A 20,017-nucleotide genomic window follows, 5' to 3' on the forward strand; every position below is an offset into this window, starting at 1 on the left:
GACGGGCACGACGGGAAGACTTCTCCGAACCTTGCACAGCGCACGATCGTACGCACCCGGCCGGCGGCACCTGTAATTCACCTGAAAGTGGCCGCTCATTGGCATCCGGGCACCCCCGAGTTGGGACGGAAGCGGAATCTTCTCCTGATATGACTGACCGCCGCTCGGGCGCGCTGCGACGTGCCGCCGTCCCGCTGCTCGCCGTGTCCGCGCTGGTCAGCGGGTGCGGCGTCATCCCAGGCGGCTCGGATGGCTCATCGGGCCCGATCGTGGTGATGACATGGGCGCCGGTGGGCACCAGTGCCACGAACATGCCGGGCATGCTGGGCATGGCCAAGGCGGTCGAGACCTACGTCAACGACCAGGGCGGGCTGCACGGCCGCAAGTTGAAGGTGCTCACCTGCAACGAGCGCAACGACGCGGTCGCCGTCACCGACTGCGAGAAGAAGGCCGCAGACGCGGGCGCGGTCGCCGTCGTCGGGTCGTACAGCGAGGAGGGCAGCAGCTTCGTCTCGGCGCTGGAGGGCGACGACATCCCCTACATCGGCGGCTACGGGATCACCGAGGACGAGTACCAGAGCCTGATGTCCTACCCGGTCAACGGCGGGCTGCCCGCGCTGCTGGCCGGCAGCGGGCTGCAACTCGCGCAGACCTGCAAGAAGGTCGCCCTGGTACGGCCGGACTCGATCACCGGCGACCAGTTCCCGATCTTCCTCGACCAGGGGCTCGAGGCGGGCGGCAGGAAACCGGTCGAGGACATCCTCGCCAAGGACACCTCGACCGACTACACCGACGCCGCCACCGAGGCGGTCGGCGACGACAAGGCGACCACCTGCGTGTCCGCGGTCCTCGGCGACCACACCAGCACCTTCTTCGACTCCCTGCGCCGGGTCGGCGACGAGCAGCCGAAGGTGCAGCTGTCCTCGGTGATCGGCAGCGTGCAGCAGTCGGTGGTGGACGCCAGTGGCGGCGCCAAGAGCCCGCTGGAGGGCGCGAAGATCGCCGACTGGTACCCGCCGGCGTCCGACCCGAAGTGGGACGAGATGAAGTCGGTGATCACCAAGTACGCCTTCGGCGACGACACGATCGACGTCGCCGACCCCGGGGTGCAGACCACGTGGATCGCCTACCAGGTCTTCACCAAGGTGGTGCGCGCGATGGACGACGGCACGAAGATCGACGCGGCGAGCGTACGGCGGGCGATGGACGCCACCACGAAGCTGTCGACCGGCGGCCTGACCCCCGACCTCGGCTGGACCGACGCCGACCTGCTGGGCGTCCCCGACCACCCGAGGATGGTCAACGCGGACATCGTCTACCAGCAGGTCCGCCAAGGCCGCCTGGTGCAGGCGCAGTCGGGCTTCGTGAACGTCACCAAGACGCTCAAGCCGTCGTCGTACGCCCCGCTGCCGCGCGACGGCGACTGAGGCGGTCCGCCCCCGGGCGGCCTGGGCGATCAGCGCCTGTCAAAGCCGTCAGCCACCAGAGCCGTCAGAGCCGTCAGAGCTGGGTGTACTGCCGCTGGGTGAGGCCGTATTTCTGGGCGATCGCGTTCCACAGCTTGACCGCCTTCTTCTTCTCGGCGGTCGCGGTGCCGCTCTCGCGGTCGCCGGCGGCGGTCTCGGTGGTGTTCTTGGCGTGGCCGCCGTGGCAGACCTTCTTGTTCTTCTGCGCCTGGCCGGCCCAGTTCGCGTAGTGGGTGTCGGCGGCGGAGGACGCCTGCCACGCCTTGGTCAGCGCGGTGCTCAGCGCCTCGTGGTCGGCGAGCTTGTCCAGTTGGAGCTTGCCGAGCTGGGTGACCAGGGCCTTGCGCTTGGTGGCGGCGGTGTTCAGGTCGCTCGCGGCACCGGACAGATCGCTGCACCCGCGGATCGACGCGACCGCGCTCACCACGGAGCTGCGGCTGGCGTCGCTGGTGCTCAGCAGGGAGTCCAGCGCGGACGCCTGCTGCTTGGCGACGGCGTCCACGGTGTCGGTGGCACCGGGCTGGGCGTCCGCGGAGGTGCCGGCCTGCGGCGTGGCGCTGGAGGAGTCGGCCACGGTGCCGGTGTTGCCGCCGCCCCCGCCGGAGCTGAGCAGCGCGCCGACCACCAGGCCGGCCACCACGCACCCGGCGACCACGATGCCGATCAGCGCCTTGGGCGACAGGCCCCGCTTGCGGCCGCCGTCGTCGTAGCCGTAGCCGCGCTCGGCGCCGTAACCGGGGTCCTGCGGGCCGCCGGCAGGGCCCTGCGGGTAGCCGGGACGGGCGGGCTGGCCGCGGTCCGGCGGCTGGATGATGCGCGGCCGCATCGGCGCCGGGCTCGGCACGTCGTTGCGGAAGAGGTGGTCGTAGTCGCTGTCGTGCCCGGGGCCGGACGCGGGCGACTCCTCCTCGAACCCGCCGTACTGGACGGGGGGTTGCTCCTGGCCGCCGTACGAGGGGCCGCCGGCGGCCGGGTACTGGTCGTAACCGGCGGGCTGCCCGTACGGCGCCTGGCCGTACCCCTGCTGGTCGTAGCCGCCCTGGCCCTGGGGCCCTTGGGGGTCCTGGTGGTCCTGGAAGAAAGGCAGTGCCTGGGTCGCGTCGGCCGCGCCGGGGTCGGCTATGTGCGCGGCCGGCGGGGCCTGGTGCGGCTGCTGGTGCGGCTGGTACGCCGGAGGTGCCTGGGGCGGCAACGGCGGCATCTGCGGTACGGGGTCGCCGCCGGGGTAGGGCGGCAGCATCTGCGTCGCGTCCGCCGGTTCGGGGGCGCCCGGGGCCGCGGGCAGCGGCATCGGGCCGGGACCGGCCGGAGGCAGGCCGTGCGGGGCGTGCGGGCCTTGCGGGTCGCCGCCCGGGTACGGCGGCAGCATCTGCGTCGCGTCGGCCGGCTCCACCGCGCCGGGCGGGACCGCGCCCTGGCCGTCGGGCGCGCCCCACGGGGTGCCGCCGGCCGGCTGGACGTGCTCGCCGTACGACAGCGGCGGCTGCTGCCGGCCCGCGGGGAGTACGACGCCCCGGTACGCTTCGGGCGAATCCTCGCCGCGTCCGCTGCTGTGCATCGCCGCCCCACTCCTGACTCTGGCCTACCGTGCAAACCGTCGGCCCACGCTACCGGGTCCCGCCAGGTGCCGCCCACGCACCCGAACGGGTGAGCGTCACCTCACACTTGGGCGGGCGGGCGGCCGGCGGCGCCGCGGTCGGCCCGGGCGGGCCTGCGCAGCGCTTTGGCCGACGCGTGGGCCCGGGGTGTCGGTCCGGTAACGATTCGGTGCACACCGGCCGGCGGTGCCGCTATTTCACCTTCAGGCCGCCTCCAGTTCGTCCAGCCGGACGTGGAAGGCGCGCACCACCGGTTCGGCGGCGAAGGGCTCCAGCCGGCGGCGGAAGTCGTCCAGGTACTCCGCGCCGCGGTTGGAGCGCAGGCCCGAGAGCAGGGTGACGGCCTGCTCCCCGGTGTGGCAGGCCGCGTCCAGTTCGCGCTGCTGCACCTGCGTGTCGGCGAGCAGCAGCAGGTCGATGGCGCGGCGGCGGGCCCGGCCGGCCGGGTGGGCGGCCAGCGCCTCCTGCGCGCGGCGGGCGGCCGCGTCGGCCTGGCCGAGGTCGCGGTGGCAGTGCGCCAACTCGTCGGCCAGGTAGGCGCGGTCGAAGTGCGCGATCCACGCCGGGTCCTGGTCCGGGTCGGAGCGGTCCATGGCCTCCAGTGCGAGCCCGGCGACGGTGGCGAAGGTGCGGGCGTCCCCGAGCAGGGCGTGGCCGCGTGCCTCGGCGGCGTGGAACATCGCCTCGGCGGTGGCGGTGACCTGGCCGCGGGCGCCTTCCTGGGCGGCGCGGGCGAGTTGGGCGATCTCGCGGGGGTTGCCGAGCGAGGCGGCGAGGTGGCTCATGCTCGCGGCCAGGATGTACCCGCCGTACGCGCGGTCGCCGGCCGCCTGGGCCAGCCGCAGCGCCTGGATGTAATACCGCTGGGCGAGGCCGGGTTGGCCGGTGTCGACCGCCATGTAGCCGGCCAGTTCCGTCAACCGGGCGACGGCGGAGAACAGTTCGCGCCCCACCGACTCGCGGTAGCTGCCGGCGAGCAGCCCGGAGACCACGCTGTTGAGGTAGTGCACGACCACCGGGCGGACGTGGCCGCTGCCGAAGCGGTGGTCGAGGTCGGTGAGAGCCTGGGTGGTCGCCTTGACCGCCTCGACGTCCGACATGCCCACGCGGGCCCCGCCGTTGCGCGCCACGCCCTGGTCGGGGCGGGTGATCAGCCAGTCCCGGCTGGGCTCGACGAGCGCGGAGGCGGCGACGGTGGAGCCGGTGAGGAAGTCGCGCCGGCCGACGTCGCTGCGCCACAGCTCGCAGACCTGCTCGATCGCGCCGAGCACGGTGGGGGCGAAGTGCAGGCCGATGCCGGTGGCGAGGTTCCGCCCGTTGGCCATGCCGATCTCTTCGATGGAGACCGCGCGGCCGAGCTTGCGGCCGAGCGCCTCCGCGACGATGCCCGGGGCGCGTCCGCGCGGCTGCTGGCCGCGCAGCCAGCGGGCCACGGACGTCTTGTCGTACCGCAGGTCGAGGCCGTGTTCGGCCCCGCACATGTTCACCCTGCGCGCCAGGCCGGCGTTGGAGCAGCCGGCCTCCTGGATCAGTGCCTGGAGCCTCTCGTTCGGCTGCCGCGCCACGAGTGGTCGTGCGGCCATCGATCCCCCCTTGTCGTCCTTAGTGAGTGTTTCTTCCCCAACCTCCGCCGATGAACCCCGCATTGGCGGCAATTCACCTGTTTCGGCCGGCTCGTGGCGCCGGGCCGGGCCGGGGTGTGCCCGCGGTCGGCCGGTGCTCCTTCGTTTGATACCCGGTTCCGGCCCGGGGCGCCCGTACGCGCCCCCGCGGATGCTTCCGTGCGCCCGGCGGTGAGCCACGGCCGGCGCCCCGTAACCCCGGCCCCGCGGGGCAGTTGTGCAGCGCGTGGACGACGCCCTCCCGCTGCCGGGCCAGCTCAGCGGCACGCACCTGCTCGACGCGGCGGTCTCGTACGCGCGGTGGCGGCACTGGGAGGTACTGCCCGGCACGTGGCTGGAGGCCGACGCGGGGGGCGCACCGCGCTGTTCGTGTGCCTCGGCGGCGTGCCCCTCCCCGGGCGCGCACCCGGCCCGGGCCGACTGGGCGGTCCGGGCGAGCGGCAGTGCCTCGGAGGTGCGCCGGATGTGGGACCGGCAGCCCCGCGCGTCGGTGCTGCTGGCCACCGGCCGCGGTTTCGACGTGCTGGAGGTGCCGGAGAGCGCGGGCTGCCACGCGCTGGCCAGGACCGAGCGGATGGACGTGGAGCTCGGCCCGGTGATCGCCGCGCCGACCGGGCGAATGGCGTTCTTCGTGCTGCCCGGGGCGCGCGCGAAGGCGCCCGGACTGCTGGCCGCCCTCGGCTGGCTGCCGGGCGCGCTCGACCTGACGGTGCGCGGCGAGGGCGACTGGGTCGCGGCCCCGCCGACCCGGATGGGCAGGGGCGGCCGCGCGCAGTGGGTGCGCCGCCCGACGGCCGCGAACCGGTGGCTGCCGGATATCGGCGCGCTGCTGAGTCCGCTGGCGTACGCGTGCGGGCGCGCGGCGGCGGAGGCCCGCGCGGTGCGTTGAACGGCGTCGGCGCCCGGCCGATGACCGTGAGTCACCCGCCTGACGGGACGTCGAACGGTCACCGCACGAAATGGCCCGCTACGGGCGGGTCTTCCCGCGGCGTGCGCGGCTGTCCCTGCGGCCGTCCCCCGTGGCCGTCCCCGCGACGACCCGACCAGCCGTCACTGTCAGTGGTCGCACATAGGGTGTCCGTACACGGGACGGCGCGGCCGGGCAGCCGGCGCGGCGTGCGGTGGCCGTGGACGGGGATCGGTGGTCGGTGGACGGGGAGCGCGGAGAGGTGCGGTGCGATGGGCGAGGAGCGCGGTGCGGGGCCGGAGGCGGACAGCCGCCGGCTGCCGTCGTATTACGGGGACCGGTCCGCCCAGGCGGGCGGGGCCGCTTACGGAGCCGGGCCCGGCGTCGGTGCTGCGGCCGGGCCGCCGCCCGCGCTGCTGGTGCGCGGCCTGCGCAAGCGGTTCGGTGACCAGGAGGCCGTCGCGGGCATCGACCTGGAGCTGCCCGCCGGCCGCTTCGCCGGTCTCGTGGGGCCGAACGGGGCGGGGAAGACCACGACCCTGTCGATGGTGACGGGGCTGCTGCGCCCGGACGAGGGGCTGGTGCGGATCGTCGGCCGCGACGTGTGGAGCGACCCGGTCGACGTGAAGGCGCGGATCGGCGTGCTGCCGGAGGGGCTGCGGCTGTTCGAGCGGCTGTCGGGCCGCGAACTGCTCACGTTCACCGGGCGGCTGCGCGGGCTGCCGGTGAAGGACGTGGACCTGCGCGCCACCCAACTGCTGGACGTGCTGGACCTGTCGGGTGCGCAGCACAAGCTCGTCGTGGACTACTCGACGGGCATGCGGAAGAAGATCGGCCTGGCCGCGGCCTTGCTGCACAACCCCGAAGTCCTCTTCCTGGACGAGCCGTTCGAGGGCGTCGACCCGGTGTCGGCGCAGGTGATCCGCGGGGTGCTGGTGCGGTACACCGCCACCGGCGGCACCGTGGTGTTCTCCTCCCACGTGATGGAGCTGGTGGAGAGCCTGTGCGACTGGGTCGCGGTGATGGCGGCCGGCCGGATCGTGGCGCACGGCGCGCTCGCCGAGGTGCGCGGCGAGGCGGCGACGCTCCAGGACGCGTTCTTGTCACTGGTCGGCGCCGACCGCGGCTCCGGCGGGGACCTGGACTGGCTGGGCGGGGGCGCGAAGTGACCCGCGACGACGCCCGTGCCACCAGCGCCCCGCTGCCGCAGCCCCTGCCTCCCGAGGCGCCGCGCACCGCCCCGACCGGCACCCGGCCCGGCGCCCCGTCACAACCCTCTCCCACCGCTGCCCCTGCCGGCGCATCACCCGCCGCGCCTGCCGCCCCTTCCCCCGCTCCCCCCGCCGCAGACCGCGCCGCCCCTGTCACCGCGACCTTCGTCCGCCTCAAACTCGCTGTGCTGCGCAACGGGGTCCGGCAGTCCACCGGCCGCACCGTCAGCTGGTGCCTCGGTGTCGGCCTCGCCCTGCTGTGCGCGCTCGCCAATGGCGCGGGCATGATCGCGCTGCGCGGCGACGCGTACGCACCGGCCGCCGCGACCACCCTCGTCACGGCGGTGGCCATCGGCTGGACGGTGATGCCGCTGTTCTTCTTCGGCGGCGACGACACCCTCGACCCGACCCGGCTGGCGATGCTGCCGCTGCGGCCCCGCCCGCTCGTCACCGCGCTGCTGGTGTCGTCCCTGGTCGGTCCGGGCCCGCTGTTCACGCTGCTGATCGGCGCCGGTTCGGTGGCGGCCCTCGCGCACGGCGCGGCCGCCGTCGTCGTCGCGGTGCCCGCGGTCGTCCTGCTGCTGGCGGTGTGCGCGGCCGCCTCCCGGGGCGTCGCGGCGGCCAACACCCGCCTGCTGACCAGCCGCAAGGGCCGCGACCTCGCCCTGCTCAGCGGGCTGGTCGTGGCCGTCGGCGCGCAGCTGGCCAACCTCGCGCTCAGCTCGCTCTCCTCCCACCACGGCCTGCACCGGGTCACCTCCGTCGCCTCGGTGCTGCGCTGGGTCCCGCCGACCTCGGCCGTCGACGCGGTGCGCTCGGTCTCCACCGGCGCCTACGGGCAGGCCGCCGCCCAACTCGCGCTCGCGGCGGCCCTGCTGGCGGTCCTGCTGCGCTGGTGGTACCGCTCGCTGGACCGGCTGATGATGTCGCCGGACTCCTCCACCCTCCAGCCCGCGGCCGGCGGCACCGAACGCAAGGGCGGCCGCCGCCCGCTGCTGTCGCGGCTGCTGCCCGAGCGGATACTCTCCGGCCGCACCTCCACCGTGATGGAGCGCCAGTTCCGCTACGTGGGGCGCGACCCCAAGCTGCGCGCGTCCTGGGCGACCGGGCTGGCGGTCGGCCTGCTGCTGCCGCTGGTCGCGGTCGTCCAGCACGGCTCGGTCTACCAGTGCCTGTGGACCGCCGGACTGCTCGGCATGCAGATGTACAACCAGTTCGGGATGGACCACTCCGCGTTCTGGACCGTCGTCGCGACCACCGCCACCCGCAAGGAGGCCGAAGCCGAGCTGCGCGGCCGGGCCCTGATGCTCACGGCCGTCGCCCTCCCGTACGTCACGGTGGTGACGTGCGCGACCGCGCTCCTGCTGGGCCGGGCGGGCACCATCCCCGAAGTGCTCGGCATGGCCTACGCGTTCCTCGGCGCGCTGATCTCCACCGGCGGCTACGCCAGCGTCCGCTTCCCGTACGCGGTCACACAGGACAACGCGTTCGGGAACGCCGCGCCCGGCAACGGCTCGATGGTGGCGTTCAACGCGCTGGGCGGTTCCGTGGTCGCGTCCGCGTTCTGCCTGCCGGTGCTCGGCCTCGATCTCGCGCTGCACCTGACCGGCCACCACGCCCTGCTGTGGACGGTGCTGCCGCTCGGCGCGGTGTACGCGGCCGCGCTGTCGGTGGCGAGCCTGCGGTTCACCGCTCCCCGGCTGCTCGACCGGCTGCCGGAGATCCTCAGCGCGGTGGCGGTGCCCTGAACCGGCCGCGCACCGACGGCCGGGCACCGGACCCCGGGGCGGGCCGGCCCACCGGCCCGCCCCCGCACGTCAGTTGGCGATGCTGCCCCGCCAGGTCGGCATCAGCTCGTCCAGCAGCGCCTCGACCCGCGGCGGCATGCCCCGGCCCGGACCGCTCTCCGCCGCCCGGGCGAACAGCGCCGAGGCGGCCGCCTCCAGCCGGCCGGCGTCCCCGGTGGCGTTGGCGGCCCGCAGGTAGGCCAGCCACAGGCGCTCGTCGTCCGGCGAGATCGCCATGCCGGTCTCGATCGCGGCGACCGCCGCCTTCGGCTTGTTCGCGTCGAGGTGCAGCGAGGACAGCGCGAGCGCGATCTCCGCGACCAGCACCGGGTGCTGGGCGTCCACGATCTCGTGGCCGAGCCAGGCGTAGCGGCCCGGCGCCCGGTCCTCGAAGAGCCGCCCGCGGGCGAGCGACAGCGCGTCGGTGAGCAGCCGGCGGCGGGCCACCGGGTCGCCGGCCGCCCGCCCCTCGGTGGCCTCGTGGTGCAGCGTCTGGAGGACGTCCCAGTCCGAGACGACCGACGTGCTCAGCACGATCCGCCCGGTGGTGTCGATGGTCAGCCGCTCCCCGCCGTCCGGGTCGGTGCCCAGCCACTCCCGCAGCCGGCCGATGAGCGCGTCCCGCACGTCCTCGGTGACCCCGCGCGGCCACAGCGCGGACGCCAGCACCCGCGGGTGCACGCCCTCGCGGTGCAGCAGCAGCAGCGCCAGCGCCTCGTGCAGCAGATCGCTGCGCTCCCGGTCGGGCGCGTCGATGCCGACCACCTCGAACGGGCCGAGCAGCCGCGCGTACACCCCGGGCCGGCCCTGGTCGCTCAGGTCCACCAGGAACGGCGGCGCGTCCGGGCCCGGGTCGTCGCCGCCCGCCTCCGCGAACAGCCGCAGCACCGACTCGTACTGCGCCTTCGGCAGCAGCTGGGCCTTCATGTCCAGGCCGAGCAGCGGCGCGAGCAGCCGCCCCGCCGGGGTGATCTCCAACTCCCATGCCGCGCCCGGCAGGTCGTTGCGGCTGGAGCCGATCAGGTAGCCGATGCCCAACCGCCCGGAGTCCGCGGCCAGTTCCGCCAGCCGCTCCGCCTCCTCCGGCGTGGGCTCGGCGGCCAGCAGCACCAGATGCGGCGCCCACTGGGTGTGCTGGGCCCGGCCGGTACGGCCGGTGAGCACACTGTCCTGGCCCGCGGTGCGCAGGGCGCCGACGCGCTGCCGCGTCTCCGCGGCCATCAGCTCCACGGCCTCGGCGACCGTGGCGATGTGCCGCACCCGGGCGGGCGCCAGCGCGGTGAGGTCCTGGGCGAAGCCGACCAGCGTCACCGTCATCCGGTCCGACCAGCCGTTCGTCGCCAACTCCGCGGCCACCGAGCCGAGTATGGCCTCGCGGTCCGGCGCGGCGCCGCTGAGGGCCACGATCCCGGGCACCGCCTCCAGGTTGAGCAGCAGCCGCGCGCTGTCCAGGGTGCCGAGCACCGCGAGCCCGGGGTAGGGCGCCGCGGCCGAGGAGTCCACGTCGTCGACCAGCGCGGCCCGCTCCAACTGCCAGAACGTCTCGTCCTGCCCGGTGTGCCAGGGCGCCGGCGGTTCACCGTCCGGCCAGGCCAGTTGGAGGTGCAGGGCGTCGTCGGTGAGCCAGGCGGCGTACACCACCGGCAGCTTGCGGCCGTCCGCGTCGAGCCGTGCGGACAGCGAACGCAGCGCCCGGTCCAGGAAGTCGACCGCGTCCTGGTCGGCGCCGATGCGCAGCGCGTCGGCGACGTCGGCCTCCGCGCCGGTGGGAGTGCGCGGGGTGCGCAGCGCGCCCGCGGACAGCGACTGCCACAGTGCGGTGCGGCGCCGCCGGCCGAGCGCGGCGAGCAGCCCGGCGGCCAGCAGCGGCGCGCCGATCAGGGCGTCGGACAGGTCGAAGCCGTGCGAGGCCGACATCCCGGTGACCACCTCGCTCGCACCGGCCGCCGCACCCTGGTGGGTGCCGCCGCCCGAGCCGCCCGTACCGCCGGAGCCGCCCTGCTCCCCGGCCGGGGTCTGGTGCGCGGCGTGCGCGCCCTCGGCCGCGGTGTCCTTGGCGCCGCCGTGCTGGGCGTAGTGCAGGATGTCGGGCGCGGTGTGCGGGGCGGCCACCGGCATCTCGACGAGGTCGCCGCCGTGCGCGTCGGCAGGCATCTCCAGCACCCAGCCGGGCCGGATCAGGCTCGCCTGCGACAGCTGCGAACCGTCGGGCTGCACCCGGTCCTTGTTGAGCTGGTAGATCTCCTTGTAGCGGCGGCCGTCGCCGAGGTGGCGCTGCGCGATCTCCCACAGCGAGTCGTGGTGGCGGCCCTCGGGCGGGTTGATCCGGTAGAACTTCGTGGCCTGCTGCGTGGACTGCCCGCCGCCCTGCGCGCTGGAGCCGCCCGTCCCGGTCTGGTGCTGCACAGCGGTCTGGTGGGTCGTCTGCTGGCCGGGCGTCGCCTGGGCGGTGGCGGCCACCCCGGGCCGCGCCTGGCTCTCCATCGAGTGCTGCTGGCCGAGTTGGGCCAGGCCCGGCACCAGGCCCGCGGTGCTGACGCCGATCAGCAGCAGCGCGGCGATCAACTGGCGGGCCAGCAGCTGGCTCGGGCCGCTGCCCGGCACGCGCGTCGGCATGCCGACCCCGGACACCGCCGCCTTCGCCTCCACCAGCACGCACGCGGTGAACTGCGCCCACGCCACCCACACCAGCACCGCCAGCGTGTTGACGAACGTCTCGGAGGTGATCGGCTGTTGCAGCACCTCGGAGTCGAAGTGGTGCGGGAAGGGCGAGCCGATGTACACCAGCAGCGCCGCGGGCACCGCCACCACCAGCACCAGCAGCGCCAGGAACGCCCCGAAGGCCCGCAGCAGGTCGCCGAACGTACGCTGCCTGCGCGGCTGTCGGGGCGCTCCCCCGCCGTGCTGTGCCCGGTTACGTCCCGTGGCGGTCGTGCGTGCCATGGCTGCTTCCTCTGCCTTCGGTGGTGCTACGGGTCCTTGTCGTACGTACGACGGTGCGCGCTTCGCCTGCCGTGCTCGCGGTCAGGGGCCGGTGATCGACACGGCGTCCGCCCGGCCCTCGACGGTGATCGAGTCGTGGTAGAAGAAGCCGCTGAGGATCGGTCTGTAGGTCACGTACACCACCACCTCGACCCGGTCGGGCCCGGTCGGCGGCGTCGGGCAGCCGGAGCGGCGCCAGTCGCCGGCCGGCAGGTTGACGTCGCGGGCGAACTGCTGCACCCGGGCGGTGCACTGCTGGTAGTTGATGACCGGCTGGGCGCCGCTGGCCTGGGCGTTGCGCAGCGCGGCCACATCGATGTCCTGGGCGGCGTACCGCGCGGCCTGCTCGGCGATGTCGGCGGCGCGCTCGCGCTTGGCGATGGACAGCCCGCCGTCCACCACGAAGGCGGCGAGTGCCATGAACACCAGCGCGAAGATCACCACGGCGGCGGCGCCCGAGCCGCGGTCGTCGCCGCGCAGCGCCCGCAGCCGGGCGGTGAGGGTACGGCCGGCCGCGGTCGCGCCCAGCCGTTTCACCGTGGCCGTCGTCGCCGCCTGCGCCGTCGCTGCCGTCGTCACGTCCATCGCCGTCACGTCCATCGCCGTCACGTCCGTCGCCGTCACGTCCGTCGCCGTCACGTCCGTCGCCGTCCTCATGTCGCCGACCTGCGGTACGGGTCGAGCGGGGACGCCGACGTGGAGGTGACGGTCTTGTTGATGGGCAGCCCGAGGAAGCTCAGGCCCCGCACGGTGCAGGTGACCTGGATCGTGAAGAGGGTGTCGGGCTGGAAGCTGGTGTCGCCGACCGCGGTGACCGTCGCCGGCGCCGCGCAGGTGCCGTCGAGGTCGTCGTGCGCGGCCTTGACCGCCTGCTGCATCGCCTCCGAGCGGCTGTGCTCGATCGATCCGGCGCGCGCGGCGTCGCGTGCCGCGCCGTCCACCGCCCCGCGCCCGTCGACGAGTTGGCCGAACGCGACCAGCATCAGCACGAACATGATGATGATCGGGGCGAGGATGACCACCTCGATGGTGGACAGCCCCCCGTCGCCGCGCGCCCGCCGGGCGGCCGCGGCGCGTGCTCTGCGCGCGAACTCCATTCCCCTCATCCCCCGTTGTCCGGCACGAACCGCTCGACCGGACCCGACGACGTCTCGTTCACCCTGAAGGAGAAACCGGGCAGCGGGAAGACCTTGGGCACCGTCGCCGTCACCCGGACCCGGACCGTCTCCGCGTCCTGCGGGTCACGGCTCGGCGAGACCTGCGGGTCGATCAGCAGTTCCGGCCCGAGCTGGCTGATGTAGTCGCTCGCGGCCTTGCTCGCGTCACCGGACCAGTCCTCGCCGGTCGCGGCCTCGTCCCGCGCCTTGCGGGCGCCCGCCCGAGCGGCGGCCTGCGCGACGTGGTCGGCGAAGTAGTACATGCCGAACTGCACCGTCGCGAAGATCATGAAGAACAGCACCGGGGTGAGGAGGACGAACTCGATCGCGGTCATCCCGCGGTCGCCGCCGGCCCGCCCCGGCGCCGCCGCGCGGCTGCCCACGCCGCTGTCGCCGTGCGCCGCGTCGAGCCTGCGGCGCACGGCGCGGCGCAGGCTGCGGGTCGTCCGTCCCATCGCTGCTCTCCCCCGGTCCGCCGATCAGCAGCCGTTGTCGCCGTTGGTGTTGGCGATGCAGTTGCTGACGCCGTTGGCCTTGCTGTTCAGGGCGTTCTTGATGATGACGCCGACCGCGGCGACGATGGCCACCACGATCGCGGAGATCACCACCCACTCGACGGCCGAGGCGCCGCGGGACAGGTCGTCCTCGTTGCGGACGCGGTCGATCCGCGCGCGCAGGTAGGTGTGGAGGAAGCTCAGGCCGGGGTCGAAGGAAGTCAGTTTGTCCATGCGGTTCATGGCTCGGTCCTCTCGGTGGACGGTCGTCGGTGGGGCGGCACGGTGGTGATCAGACCTGGAAGACCCGCATCGCGGCGGGGTAGATCAGGAAGACGAGGAAGCCGGCGGCCAGCAGCATCTGGGCGACCAGCATCGACTGGGACTGCTCACCCGCCTGGCCCTCGATCTCGGACAGTTCGCGGTGGCGCATCGTCTCGGCGCGCGAGGCCAGCGAGTCGCGGACCTTCGCACCGTCGTCGGCGACGAGCGCGAGGGTGACACCGAGGTCCTGCAACTCCTCGATGCCGAGTTCGTCGCCGAGCCGGCCCAGCGCGACCCACTGGCTGGTGCCGGTGATCCGGGCGTCGGCGAGGCAGTTGCGGATACGCATCAGCGCCCAGCCGTCGCTGATCTCCGCGGCGGCCATCAGCGCCTCGGGCAGACCGCGACCGCCGGCCAGGTTCATCGCGACCAGGTCGAGGTAGGCGCCGATCACCCGCCGCAGGTCCTTGCGCTTGGTCGCGGCGTCGCGCCGTACCTCCAGGTCCGGCAGCAGGAAGAACACCGCGGCGAAGAGCAGCGCCAGCCAGACCGGGATGATCGGGTTGACGCCGAAACCGACCTCCGCCGCGACCGCGAACACCGCCGGGCCGAAGACGACACCGGCCGCGGCCAGCACCGTCTTGGTGGCGAGGAACGCCTCCCAGCTGCGGTCCAGCACCGCCAGGTCGGCGCGCAGCGAGCGCTGCTCCCAGCCCTGTTGGAGGTAGAAGGCCGCGATCCGCTGCCCGAGCCGGGCGCGCCAGCCCTCGGCCGCGTCGGTGGCGGCGGCGCTGTCGGTGGTGACGCCGGCGGCGCGCAGCGCGTCGATCTGCGCGATGGTGGAGACCGCGCTGCGCCGGGTCGGCGTCAGCGCCCGGACCAGGGCGAAGACGCCCAGGCCGAAGACGCCGCCGACCAGGCACGCGAAGACGATGGTGGTGGTCATCGGTTGCCGGCCCCCTGTCCCGGCACGGCCGGACGGCCCTGCGCTCCGTAACCCTGCGGGCCCTGGGCACCTTGGGCGCCTTGGGCGCCGTAACCCGGTGTGCCCTGCGGCCCTTGGGGGCCGTAACCCGGCGCGCCCGGCGCGCCCGGCGCGCCCGGACCACCCAGTGCGCCCGGTGCCCCCGCGCTCCCCGGTGCCGCAGGTGCGGCCGGTGCGGCCGGTGCGGCAGGTCCACCCGGCCCGCCCGGTCCGGCGGTGGCGCCCGGCGCCCCCGCTCCGCGGTACCCGCCCTGCACCGCGCCCGGCGCCTGCTGGGGTCCGCCGCCGTACGGTCCGCTCTGCCCGCCGGGCGGACCCTGCCGGCCGACCGCGCCCTGCGGGCCGGACGGGAACTGCCCGACGACCGGCTGCTGGGCGACCCGCTCGGGGGCGTGCACGAGGAACCGGTCCGGGGTCTCGATCTTCGACAGCTTGCGCAGCCACCAGAAGCCGGCCGCGAACAGCAGGCACACGATGGCGAGCATCAACTGCCCGACGGGCGTGCCGTACGGCTTGACGAAGCCGCGGTTGAAGACGGCCAGGCCCAGCACGAACACCACGGAGACCACGACCACGATCTGCACGCTGCGCCGGGTGCTGGCGCGCTGCGCCATGACCCGCTGGCGCATGTCCACTTCCTCGCGGGAGGACTTCGCCAGCGCGCCGAGCACGTCCCGCAGACCGGGGCCGCGCAGCCGGGCGTTGAGGATGAGGGCGGCGATGATGATGTCGGCGGACGCGTCGTTGATCTCGTCAGCGAGCATCTGGAGCGCGTCGGGCAGCGGCCAGCGCGCCCGCAACCGGTCGACGAGGGACTCCAGATGGACCCGCAGCGCGGGTGCGGCGGCCCGGGCGGAGGCCGGAATGGCCTGCTCCAGGCCGACCGCGCCGGCGATGGTGTCGCGCAGCGACTCCGTCCAACCGGCCAGCGCCTCCACCCGCTTCATCGCGGCGCGCTCCTCCGAGGCCCCGCCGAAGAGCCGGTCCCAGGCGAAGACGAGCACCGCGGTGGCCGCGCCGAGCACCAGCCAGCGGGTGACGGCGAGGACCGCCAGGCCGACCACGATCGCGATGGAGCCGCGCTGGGTGAGGAACCGGCCGATCTCCGAGGCGCGTTCGGCGCCGGACTGCCCGGGGGCGGTCGGTTTCGGCGCCCAGCCGCGCATCGCCGCGATGAACAGCGCGATGCCGCCGCCGCCCACCGCCCCGGCGAGCAGCCCGTAGAACGCGGTCATCGAGAAGAAGCCGGACATCACCGCCACACCCCCGTGGGCTGGTAACCGTGGGCGAGCAGTTCGTCGAGGCAGGAGATGGGCGCGTGCGGCAGCGCCACACCGGCGTCCGGGTGCTCGGCGAAGATCTCGCTGGAAAGGACCCGGCCGTCCACGCCGTTCACCTCGCGGACGGAGGTCACGACGCGGCGCAGGGTGCCACCGCGCTGGAAGTCGTTGCGGCGCTGGATGAAGACCACGAAGTCGATGGCGCCGGCCACCAGCATCTGCGACGCCTCCACCGGCAGCCGCTCCTGCGCCTGGAGCGCGTAGGTGGAGATGCGGTTGAAGACCTCGGCGGAGCCGTTGGCGTGGATCGTGGACAGCGAGCCGTCGTTGCCCTGCGACATGGCGTTGAGCATGGTGACGATCTCGTCGCCGAGCACCTCGCCGACGATCACCCGGGAGGGGTTCATGCGCAGGCTGCGGCGGACGAGTTCGGCCATCGAGATGGCGCCCAGGCCCTCGGAGTTGGGCAGCCGCTCCTCGAACGCCACGACGTTGGGGTGCAGGTCGGGGAACTGGTCGAGGCCGAGTTCCAGGGCGCGTTCGACGGTGATGAGGCGCTCGTGCGGCGGGATCACGTTGGCCATGGCCCGCAGCAGCGTGGTCTTCCCGGCGTTGGTGGCCCCGGCGATCATCAGGTTCTTGCGGGCTAGGACCGCCGCGGATAGGAACGAGCCGACCTCGGGGGTGACGGTGTTGTTGCCGATCAGGTCGGCGAGGAAGACCTTGCCCAGGCGCGCCCGGCGGATGGACAGCGCGGGCCGGCGGGTGACGTCCATGACGGCCGAGAGCCGGGAGCCGTCGGGCAGCCGCAGGTCGAGCTGCGGGTTGGCGGTGTCGAACGGGCGCGAGGACAGACCGGAGTAGGCGCCCAGCACCTGGATCAGCTCGATGAGTTCCTCGTCGGTCTCCGCGACCGGCTCGACCTGCAACTCCCGGCCGTCGGAGTAGCCGACGAAGACCTGGTCGCAGCCGTTGATGTCGATGTTCTCGACCTCGGGGTCGTCCAGCAGCGGCTGGAGCCGGCCGACGCCGAAGAGCGCGGCGTGCACCGCTGCGGCGTACGCCTCCTCCGCGTGGGCGTCCGGCGGGGTGCGGCCGACGGCGATCTCGGCGCGCGCGTACGCCTCGAGTATCTGGGCGATGATCGCCCGGGCGAAGTGCCGTTCGTCCTCCGGCGACATCGCGGTACGGGCCGCCACCTGGTCCAGCCGCCGCTGCTCGGCGATGCGGTCGCCCGCCTCCTGCCGGAAGCGCTTGACCAGCGAGTGGTCGACCTCGCTCATCGCAGGACCCCGTACCGCTGCGGCACGTCGGCGGTCACCTGGCGGGCCGAGCGGATCAGCAGCGACTTGTCGAGGCGGCCGCGGCGCCGGCCGCTGAGCATCTCGGCGCCGGCCGGGTCGTCCGCGAGGGTGCCGACCACCCGGGCGGAGATCTGCGAGGCCACCAGCATCTCGTTGACCTGCGCGGCGAGTTTGGCGCTGTGCCCGGTGTCGGCGACGAGCAGCACGCCGATCGGCGGGTAGCCGAGCGCGGCGGCACCGCGCTGCGAGCCGTGCAGTTTCGCCGACAGCGCGCCGGCGCGGTCCCTGACCCGGGCCAGGTTCTCGGGCGCGCTACGGGCGACGAGCAGCACCAGCGCGGCGTGCGGCAGCAGTTCCAGACTCGGCGAGTCCGGGCCGAGGCGGCCGCAGTCGGCGATCACGTCGGCGGCGCCGTTCGGCGACTCGGCGAGCGTCGCGAACGCCTGGCCGAGCACCGGCCACAACCCGGCCAGACCCGCGGCCTGTTCGGGCCCGGCCAGGCCCACGAGTACGTCGAGCCCGCCGACCAGCGGCTGCGCGTGGTCCCACAACTGCTCGGCGGCCAGGCCGTGCCGGGCGGTGGCGGCCAGCGACAGCAGGCCGGAGTTGGGGTTGAGCACCCCGCCGTGCGCGCCCGTCGAACGGTAGACGAGGTCGCCGCCGGCCGGGTCGGCCTCGGCCAGCAGCACGCGGCGCGGCCATACGGCGGCCAGCGCCAGTGCCGTGGTGGTGACGCCTGGGGAGCCCTTGTCCGCTGCGATTGCGATCAGTGCCATGTTGTCTGCCTCGTCCGTGCCTGGTCCGCGCCGCTGGTTCAGTGCTTGCTGGGGACGAGCACGAGGGAGACGTCGCCCGCCGCGGAGGCGGTCGCCAGCGCACCGGCGTCGGCGGCGTCCGCGATGACCGTGATGGTCTCGCTGCCGTCGCCGAAGCTGCTGTTGCTGCCCGTGTCGATGTCCTTGATGACGAGGTTGCCGCTGATCGGCTCGGCGCCGCCGGTGCTGCCGGACGAACCCGACGAACCCGACGAGTCGCCTGAGGACTTGACGTCGTTGCCGACCAGGTACGCCGCCACGGTCAGCCCGTCGGCCAGGCCGCTGGGGAACTGGCCCTTCTTCAGGGACAGGCCGACCAGCGTCTTGCCGGCCGCGAGCACCTCGGACTTCTGGGTGATCATCGAGTTGACGACGATCGACCCGCTGGTCAGGTTGGTCGCGGCGCGCCAGTTGCTGGCGAGGTCCTCGCGCTGGTTCCACCGGATGTACTTGACGTCGGTGCCGTCCGCGACCATGACCTCGCGCATCGCCGACAGCGGGATCTTGTCGCCGACCGCGACGTCGGCGGTGACCTCCACGACCGACACCTTGTTGCCCGCGCGCAGCACCATCACGGTGGCGCCGAGCGCGCCCACCAGGATCAGCAGCACCGCCAGCGCGGCCAGCGCGGGTTTGCGCTCGCGCGGCGCGACCGGCAGCCGGCTGCCGACGGCGGGTCCGTTCAAGTTGGGTGCGGGAACGGACTGACGGCCACTGCCGCCGCCCGCGGCGGAACGTTCCCTGGTTTTCACTTCACTGCCCCCGAGCCGGCGCTTCGCATCAGCCATTTCGGCCACCCGGGGCAGTTCCGTCGCTCTCCCGTCCGGCGACGACCCCGCAGGCCGATGTCAAGTCACCGCACGCTATCAGCGGGCAACAAATGCCCTCAAGGCGTGGCCCGTGACAACCCGCATACAGCATGGCAACAGAACGAAACGGGGTCCGTTCGCCGGCGGTCGACTGTGCCGCCGGTCCGTTGTCCCGCTGCCCTGTTTCGGAACGATCGGAACTACCGGAAACGATCCATGTTGTACATCTTGGCGTCGCCCGGCGTGACCTTCTCCGGCAGCTTCTTGATCTCGGCGTCGATCACCGGGACGAGCCGGCCGAGCAGCGTCTGGATCGTGCCGTGCCGGCCCTTGACATCGGCGCCCCAGGTGTCGGCCGCGGTGCCGACCCAGACGTTTCCGCCGCCCATGTCCGAACACGTCGTCTTCAACGGCTCCTTGAGGGTGCCGAGGTCCCGGATCAGCTGGGTCTTCAGGTTCTGCAGGTCGGTGATCGCCGGATTCGGCACGGTCGCCTGCGGATTGCTGTCGTTGCTCCCCATCGTGTTCTCCCCCGTGTGTTCGCGACCCTTCGGCCTCTATCGTATCTGCCAGCCCCCGCAGGAGGACGAGGACCACGTGACGAACAACACCGCCGACAACGACAACGACATCGCACTCACCCCGATCTCCGTGCCCGACCCCGCCGCCCGTGAGCGCGCCAGGCGCCGCAGGAAGGTGCTCGCCGTCGTGGGCGCCGTGGTCGTGGTGGCCGGCGGCATCACGTGGTGGGCGGTCGCCGCGAACGGCGGCGACAGCAAGCCGGTGAAGCACACCGCCGTGATCCCGAAGGCGTTCGGGGCGTACACGGAGGCGAAGGACGGCGACACCGAGTGGACGGCGCTGTCGAGCGTCAACACCGACCCCGCGAAGGGCGAGGCGCACCTCACCTACCGCGCGGCCGGCGGCCGGGCCGCGGTGATCACCGTCCGCCTCGACCCGCCGGACTTCACCGCCGACGACGGAACTCGAACCGGCCCGGGTTCCGAGAGCGAGACGAAAAATCTCCTGGGGGTCGACAAGGACCAGAAGATCACCAGCTACCCGGCCGGGAAGCAGGACGGCAAGGTCCAGTGCGCCGACACCACGGGGGCCGGCCGCACCATCACGACGTGTGCCTGGCAGTCCGAGGCCGCCGAAATCACCTACAGCCCGGTGCTGGACCACCGCACCGTCAAGGACCAGCCGCAGGCCGTCACCGACTTCCGGGCCTTCCTCGACGCGCTGAAGATCGAGCCCGTCGGCAAGAGCGGCTGACTCGTCCGCTGAGCGGGCCACCGGCCGCCCGGCGCACCACCGGGCGGCCGTCTGCGCGCGG

At 73.7% G+C, this 20,017-nt stretch carries 17 protein-coding genes and 1 pseudogene; 5 read left to right on the plus strand and 13 right to left on the minus strand.

The annotated features are described in order from the left end of the window. The first annotated feature begins 149 nt into the window (after positions 1-149). Positions 150-1,427 carry an ABC transporter substrate-binding protein gene (locus tag AC3ERT_RS12860; RefSeq protein WP_435131310.1) on the plus strand — a complete coding sequence of 426 codons (1,278 nt, stop codon included), beginning with the start codon at positions 150-152 and terminating at the stop codon, positions 1,425-1,427. Positions 1,428-1,500: 73 nt separating this feature from the next. Here AC3ERT_RS12860 and AC3ERT_RS12865 read toward each other — a convergent pair whose 3' ends face one another. Both AC3ERT_RS12865 and AC3ERT_RS12870 read right to left on the minus strand, forming a co-directional pair. Next, positions 1,501-3,024: a hypothetical protein gene (locus tag AC3ERT_RS12865; protein WP_435131311.1), complete on the minus strand. Its 1,524-nt coding sequence runs from the start codon at positions 3,022-3,024 to the stop codon at positions 1,501-1,503. 243 nt (positions 3,025-3,267) lie between these two features. Then, the gene (locus tag AC3ERT_RS12870) at positions 3,268-4,647 is read right to left on the minus strand and encodes an NsdA family TPR-like regulatory protein (RefSeq protein ID WP_435174053.1); all 1,380 of its coding nucleotides are present in this window, start codon (positions 4,645-4,647) and stop codon (positions 3,268-3,270) included. 265 nt (positions 4,648-4,912) lie between these two features. Between AC3ERT_RS12870 and AC3ERT_RS12875 the strand changes: the two genes are divergently transcribed. The 3 genes from AC3ERT_RS12875 (at position 4,913) to AC3ERT_RS12885 (ending at position 8,552) form a co-directional block, all read left to right on the plus strand. Next, a complete protein-coding gene (locus AC3ERT_RS12875; protein ID WP_435174054.1) occupies positions 4,913-5,575 on the plus strand; it encodes a bifunctional DNA primase/polymerase in 663 nt (220 codons plus the stop codon). Between the two features lie 290 nt (positions 5,576-5,865). Next, the gene (locus AC3ERT_RS12880; RefSeq protein ID WP_435131313.1) at positions 5,866-6,762 is read left to right on the plus strand and encodes an ABC transporter ATP-binding protein; all 897 of its coding nucleotides are present in this window, start codon (positions 5,866-5,868) and stop codon (positions 6,760-6,762) included. A gap of 227 nt (positions 6,763-6,989) precedes the next feature. Continuing rightward, on the plus strand, positions 6,990-8,552 hold the full coding sequence (locus AC3ERT_RS12885; RefSeq protein WP_435131315.1) for a transporter: 1,563 nt from the start codon (positions 6,990-6,992) through the stop codon (positions 8,550-8,552). A 69-nt stretch (positions 8,553-8,621) separates the two neighbouring features. Here the strand turns inward: AC3ERT_RS12885 and AC3ERT_RS12890 are convergent, their stop codons facing one another. The 11 genes and pseudogenes from AC3ERT_RS12890 to AC3ERT_RS12940 form a co-directional block, all read right to left on the minus strand. Further along, on the minus strand, positions 8,622-11,534 hold the full coding sequence (locus AC3ERT_RS12890; protein ID WP_435174056.1) for an AfsR/SARP family transcriptional regulator: 2,913 nt from the start codon (positions 11,532-11,534) through the stop codon (positions 8,622-8,624). A gap of 81 nt (positions 11,535-11,615) precedes the next feature. Continuing rightward, positions 11,616-12,230, minus strand: a complete 615-nt coding sequence (locus tag AC3ERT_RS12895) for a TadE/TadG family type IV pilus assembly protein (RefSeq protein ID WP_435131318.1) — start codon at positions 12,228-12,230, stop codon at positions 11,616-11,618. Then, positions 12,227-12,670 (minus strand): TadE/TadG family type IV pilus assembly protein, encoded by a 444-nt coding sequence (locus AC3ERT_RS12900; protein WP_435131319.1) that lies wholly within the window; start codon positions 12,668-12,670, stop codon positions 12,227-12,229. The genes AC3ERT_RS12895 and AC3ERT_RS12900 overlap by 4 nt, the downstream gene beginning before the upstream one ends. Positions 12,671-12,675: 5 nt before the next feature. Continuing rightward, complete coding sequence (locus tag AC3ERT_RS12905; protein ID WP_435131320.1) at positions 12,676-13,185, minus strand: TadE family protein; 510 nt, start codon at positions 13,183-13,185, stop codon at positions 12,676-12,678. A gap of 24 nt (positions 13,186-13,209) precedes the next feature. Continuing rightward, positions 13,210-13,458, minus strand: a complete 249-nt coding sequence (locus AC3ERT_RS12910) for a hypothetical protein (protein ID WP_335970825.1) — start codon at positions 13,456-13,458, stop codon at positions 13,210-13,212. A 58-nt stretch (positions 13,459-13,516) separates the two neighbouring features. Further along, complete coding sequence (locus tag AC3ERT_RS12915; RefSeq protein ID WP_335970823.1) at positions 13,517-14,434, minus strand: type II secretion system F family protein; 918 nt, start codon at positions 14,432-14,434, stop codon at positions 13,517-13,519. A gap of 308 nt (positions 14,435-14,742) precedes the next feature. Beyond that, positions 14,743-15,726, minus strand: a pseudogene (locus AC3ERT_RS12920) (type II secretion system F family protein); the annotation flags it as partial. Beyond that, the gene (locus AC3ERT_RS12925) at positions 15,726-17,036 is read right to left on the minus strand and encodes a TadA family conjugal transfer-associated ATPase (protein ID WP_335970822.1); all 1,311 of its coding nucleotides are present in this window, start codon (positions 17,034-17,036) and stop codon (positions 15,726-15,728) included. The gene AC3ERT_RS12925 and the pseudogene AC3ERT_RS12920, both read right to left, overlap by 1 nt. Next, entirely contained in the window at positions 17,033-17,833 is an 801-nt protein-coding gene (locus tag AC3ERT_RS12930; RefSeq protein ID WP_435174058.1) for a hypothetical protein, read from the minus strand. Before AC3ERT_RS12930 ends, AC3ERT_RS12925 begins: the two co-directional genes overlap by 4 nt. 38 nt (positions 17,834-17,871) lie before the next feature. After that, on the minus strand, positions 17,872-18,558 hold the full coding sequence (locus AC3ERT_RS12935; protein WP_435131323.1) for a hypothetical protein: 687 nt from the start codon (positions 18,556-18,558) through the stop codon (positions 17,872-17,874). A 323-nt stretch (positions 18,559-18,881) separates the two neighbouring features. After that, positions 18,882-19,202, minus strand: a complete 321-nt coding sequence (locus AC3ERT_RS12940; protein WP_335970816.1) for a hypothetical protein — start codon at positions 19,200-19,202, stop codon at positions 18,882-18,884. Positions 19,203-19,278: 76 nt separating this feature from the next. On the opposite strand from AC3ERT_RS12940, the gene AC3ERT_RS12945 reads away from it, so the two are divergent. Then, positions 19,279-19,956 carry a hypothetical protein gene (locus AC3ERT_RS12945; RefSeq protein WP_435174060.1) on the plus strand — a complete coding sequence of 226 codons (678 nt, stop codon included), beginning with the start codon at positions 19,279-19,281 and terminating at the stop codon, positions 19,954-19,956. Positions 19,957-20,017 lie beyond the last annotated feature (61 nt).

Source organism: Actinacidiphila sp. bgisy145 (genome assembly GCF_057708125.1).

Bases quoted from the DNA above. Each gene is read 5' to 3' on its own strand.
- AC3ERT_RS12910 (WP_335970825.1), bottom strand. From the start codon at position 13,458: ATGGACAAACTGACTTCCTTCGACCCCGGCCTGAGCTTCCTCCACACC.
- AC3ERT_RS12895 (WP_435131318.1), bottom strand. From the start codon at position 12,230: ATGAGGACGGCGACGGACGTGACGGCGACGGACGTGACGGCGACGGAC.
- AC3ERT_RS12890 (WP_435174056.1), bottom strand. From the start codon at position 11,534: ATGGCACGCACGACCGCCACGGGACGTAACCGGGCACAGCACGGCGGG.
- AC3ERT_RS12860 (WP_435131310.1), top strand. From the start codon at position 150: ATGACTGACCGCCGCTCGGGCGCGCTGCGACGTGCCGCCGTCCCGCTG.
- AC3ERT_RS12930 (WP_435174058.1), bottom strand. From the start codon at position 17,833: ATGGCACTGATCGCAATCGCAGCGGACAAGGGCTCCCCAGGCGTCACC.
- AC3ERT_RS12915 (WP_335970823.1), bottom strand. From the start codon at position 14,434: ATGACCACCACCATCGTCTTCGCGTGCCTGGTCGGCGGCGTCTTCGGC.
- AC3ERT_RS12880 (WP_435131313.1), top strand. From the start codon at position 5,866: ATGGGCGAGGAGCGCGGTGCGGGGCCGGAGGCGGACAGCCGCCGGCTG.
- AC3ERT_RS12940 (WP_335970816.1), bottom strand. From the start codon at position 19,202: ATGGGGAGCAACGACAGCAATCCGCAGGCGACCGTGCCGAATCCGGCG.
- AC3ERT_RS12905 (WP_435131320.1), bottom strand. From the start codon at position 13,185: ATGGGACGGACGACCCGCAGCCTGCGCCGCGCCGTGCGCCGCAGGCTC.
- AC3ERT_RS12865 (WP_435131311.1), bottom strand. From the start codon at position 3,024: ATGCACAGCAGCGGACGCGGCGAGGATTCGCCCGAAGCGTACCGGGGC.
- AC3ERT_RS12925 (WP_335970822.1), bottom strand. From the start codon at position 17,036: ATGAGCGAGGTCGACCACTCGCTGGTCAAGCGCTTCCGGCAGGAGGCG.
- AC3ERT_RS12900 (WP_435131319.1), bottom strand. From the start codon at position 12,670: ATGGAGTTCGCGCGCAGAGCACGCGCCGCGGCCGCCCGGCGGGCGCGC.
- AC3ERT_RS12870 (WP_435174053.1), bottom strand. From the start codon at position 4,647: ATGGCCGCACGACCACTCGTGGCGCGGCAGCCGAACGAGAGGCTCCAG.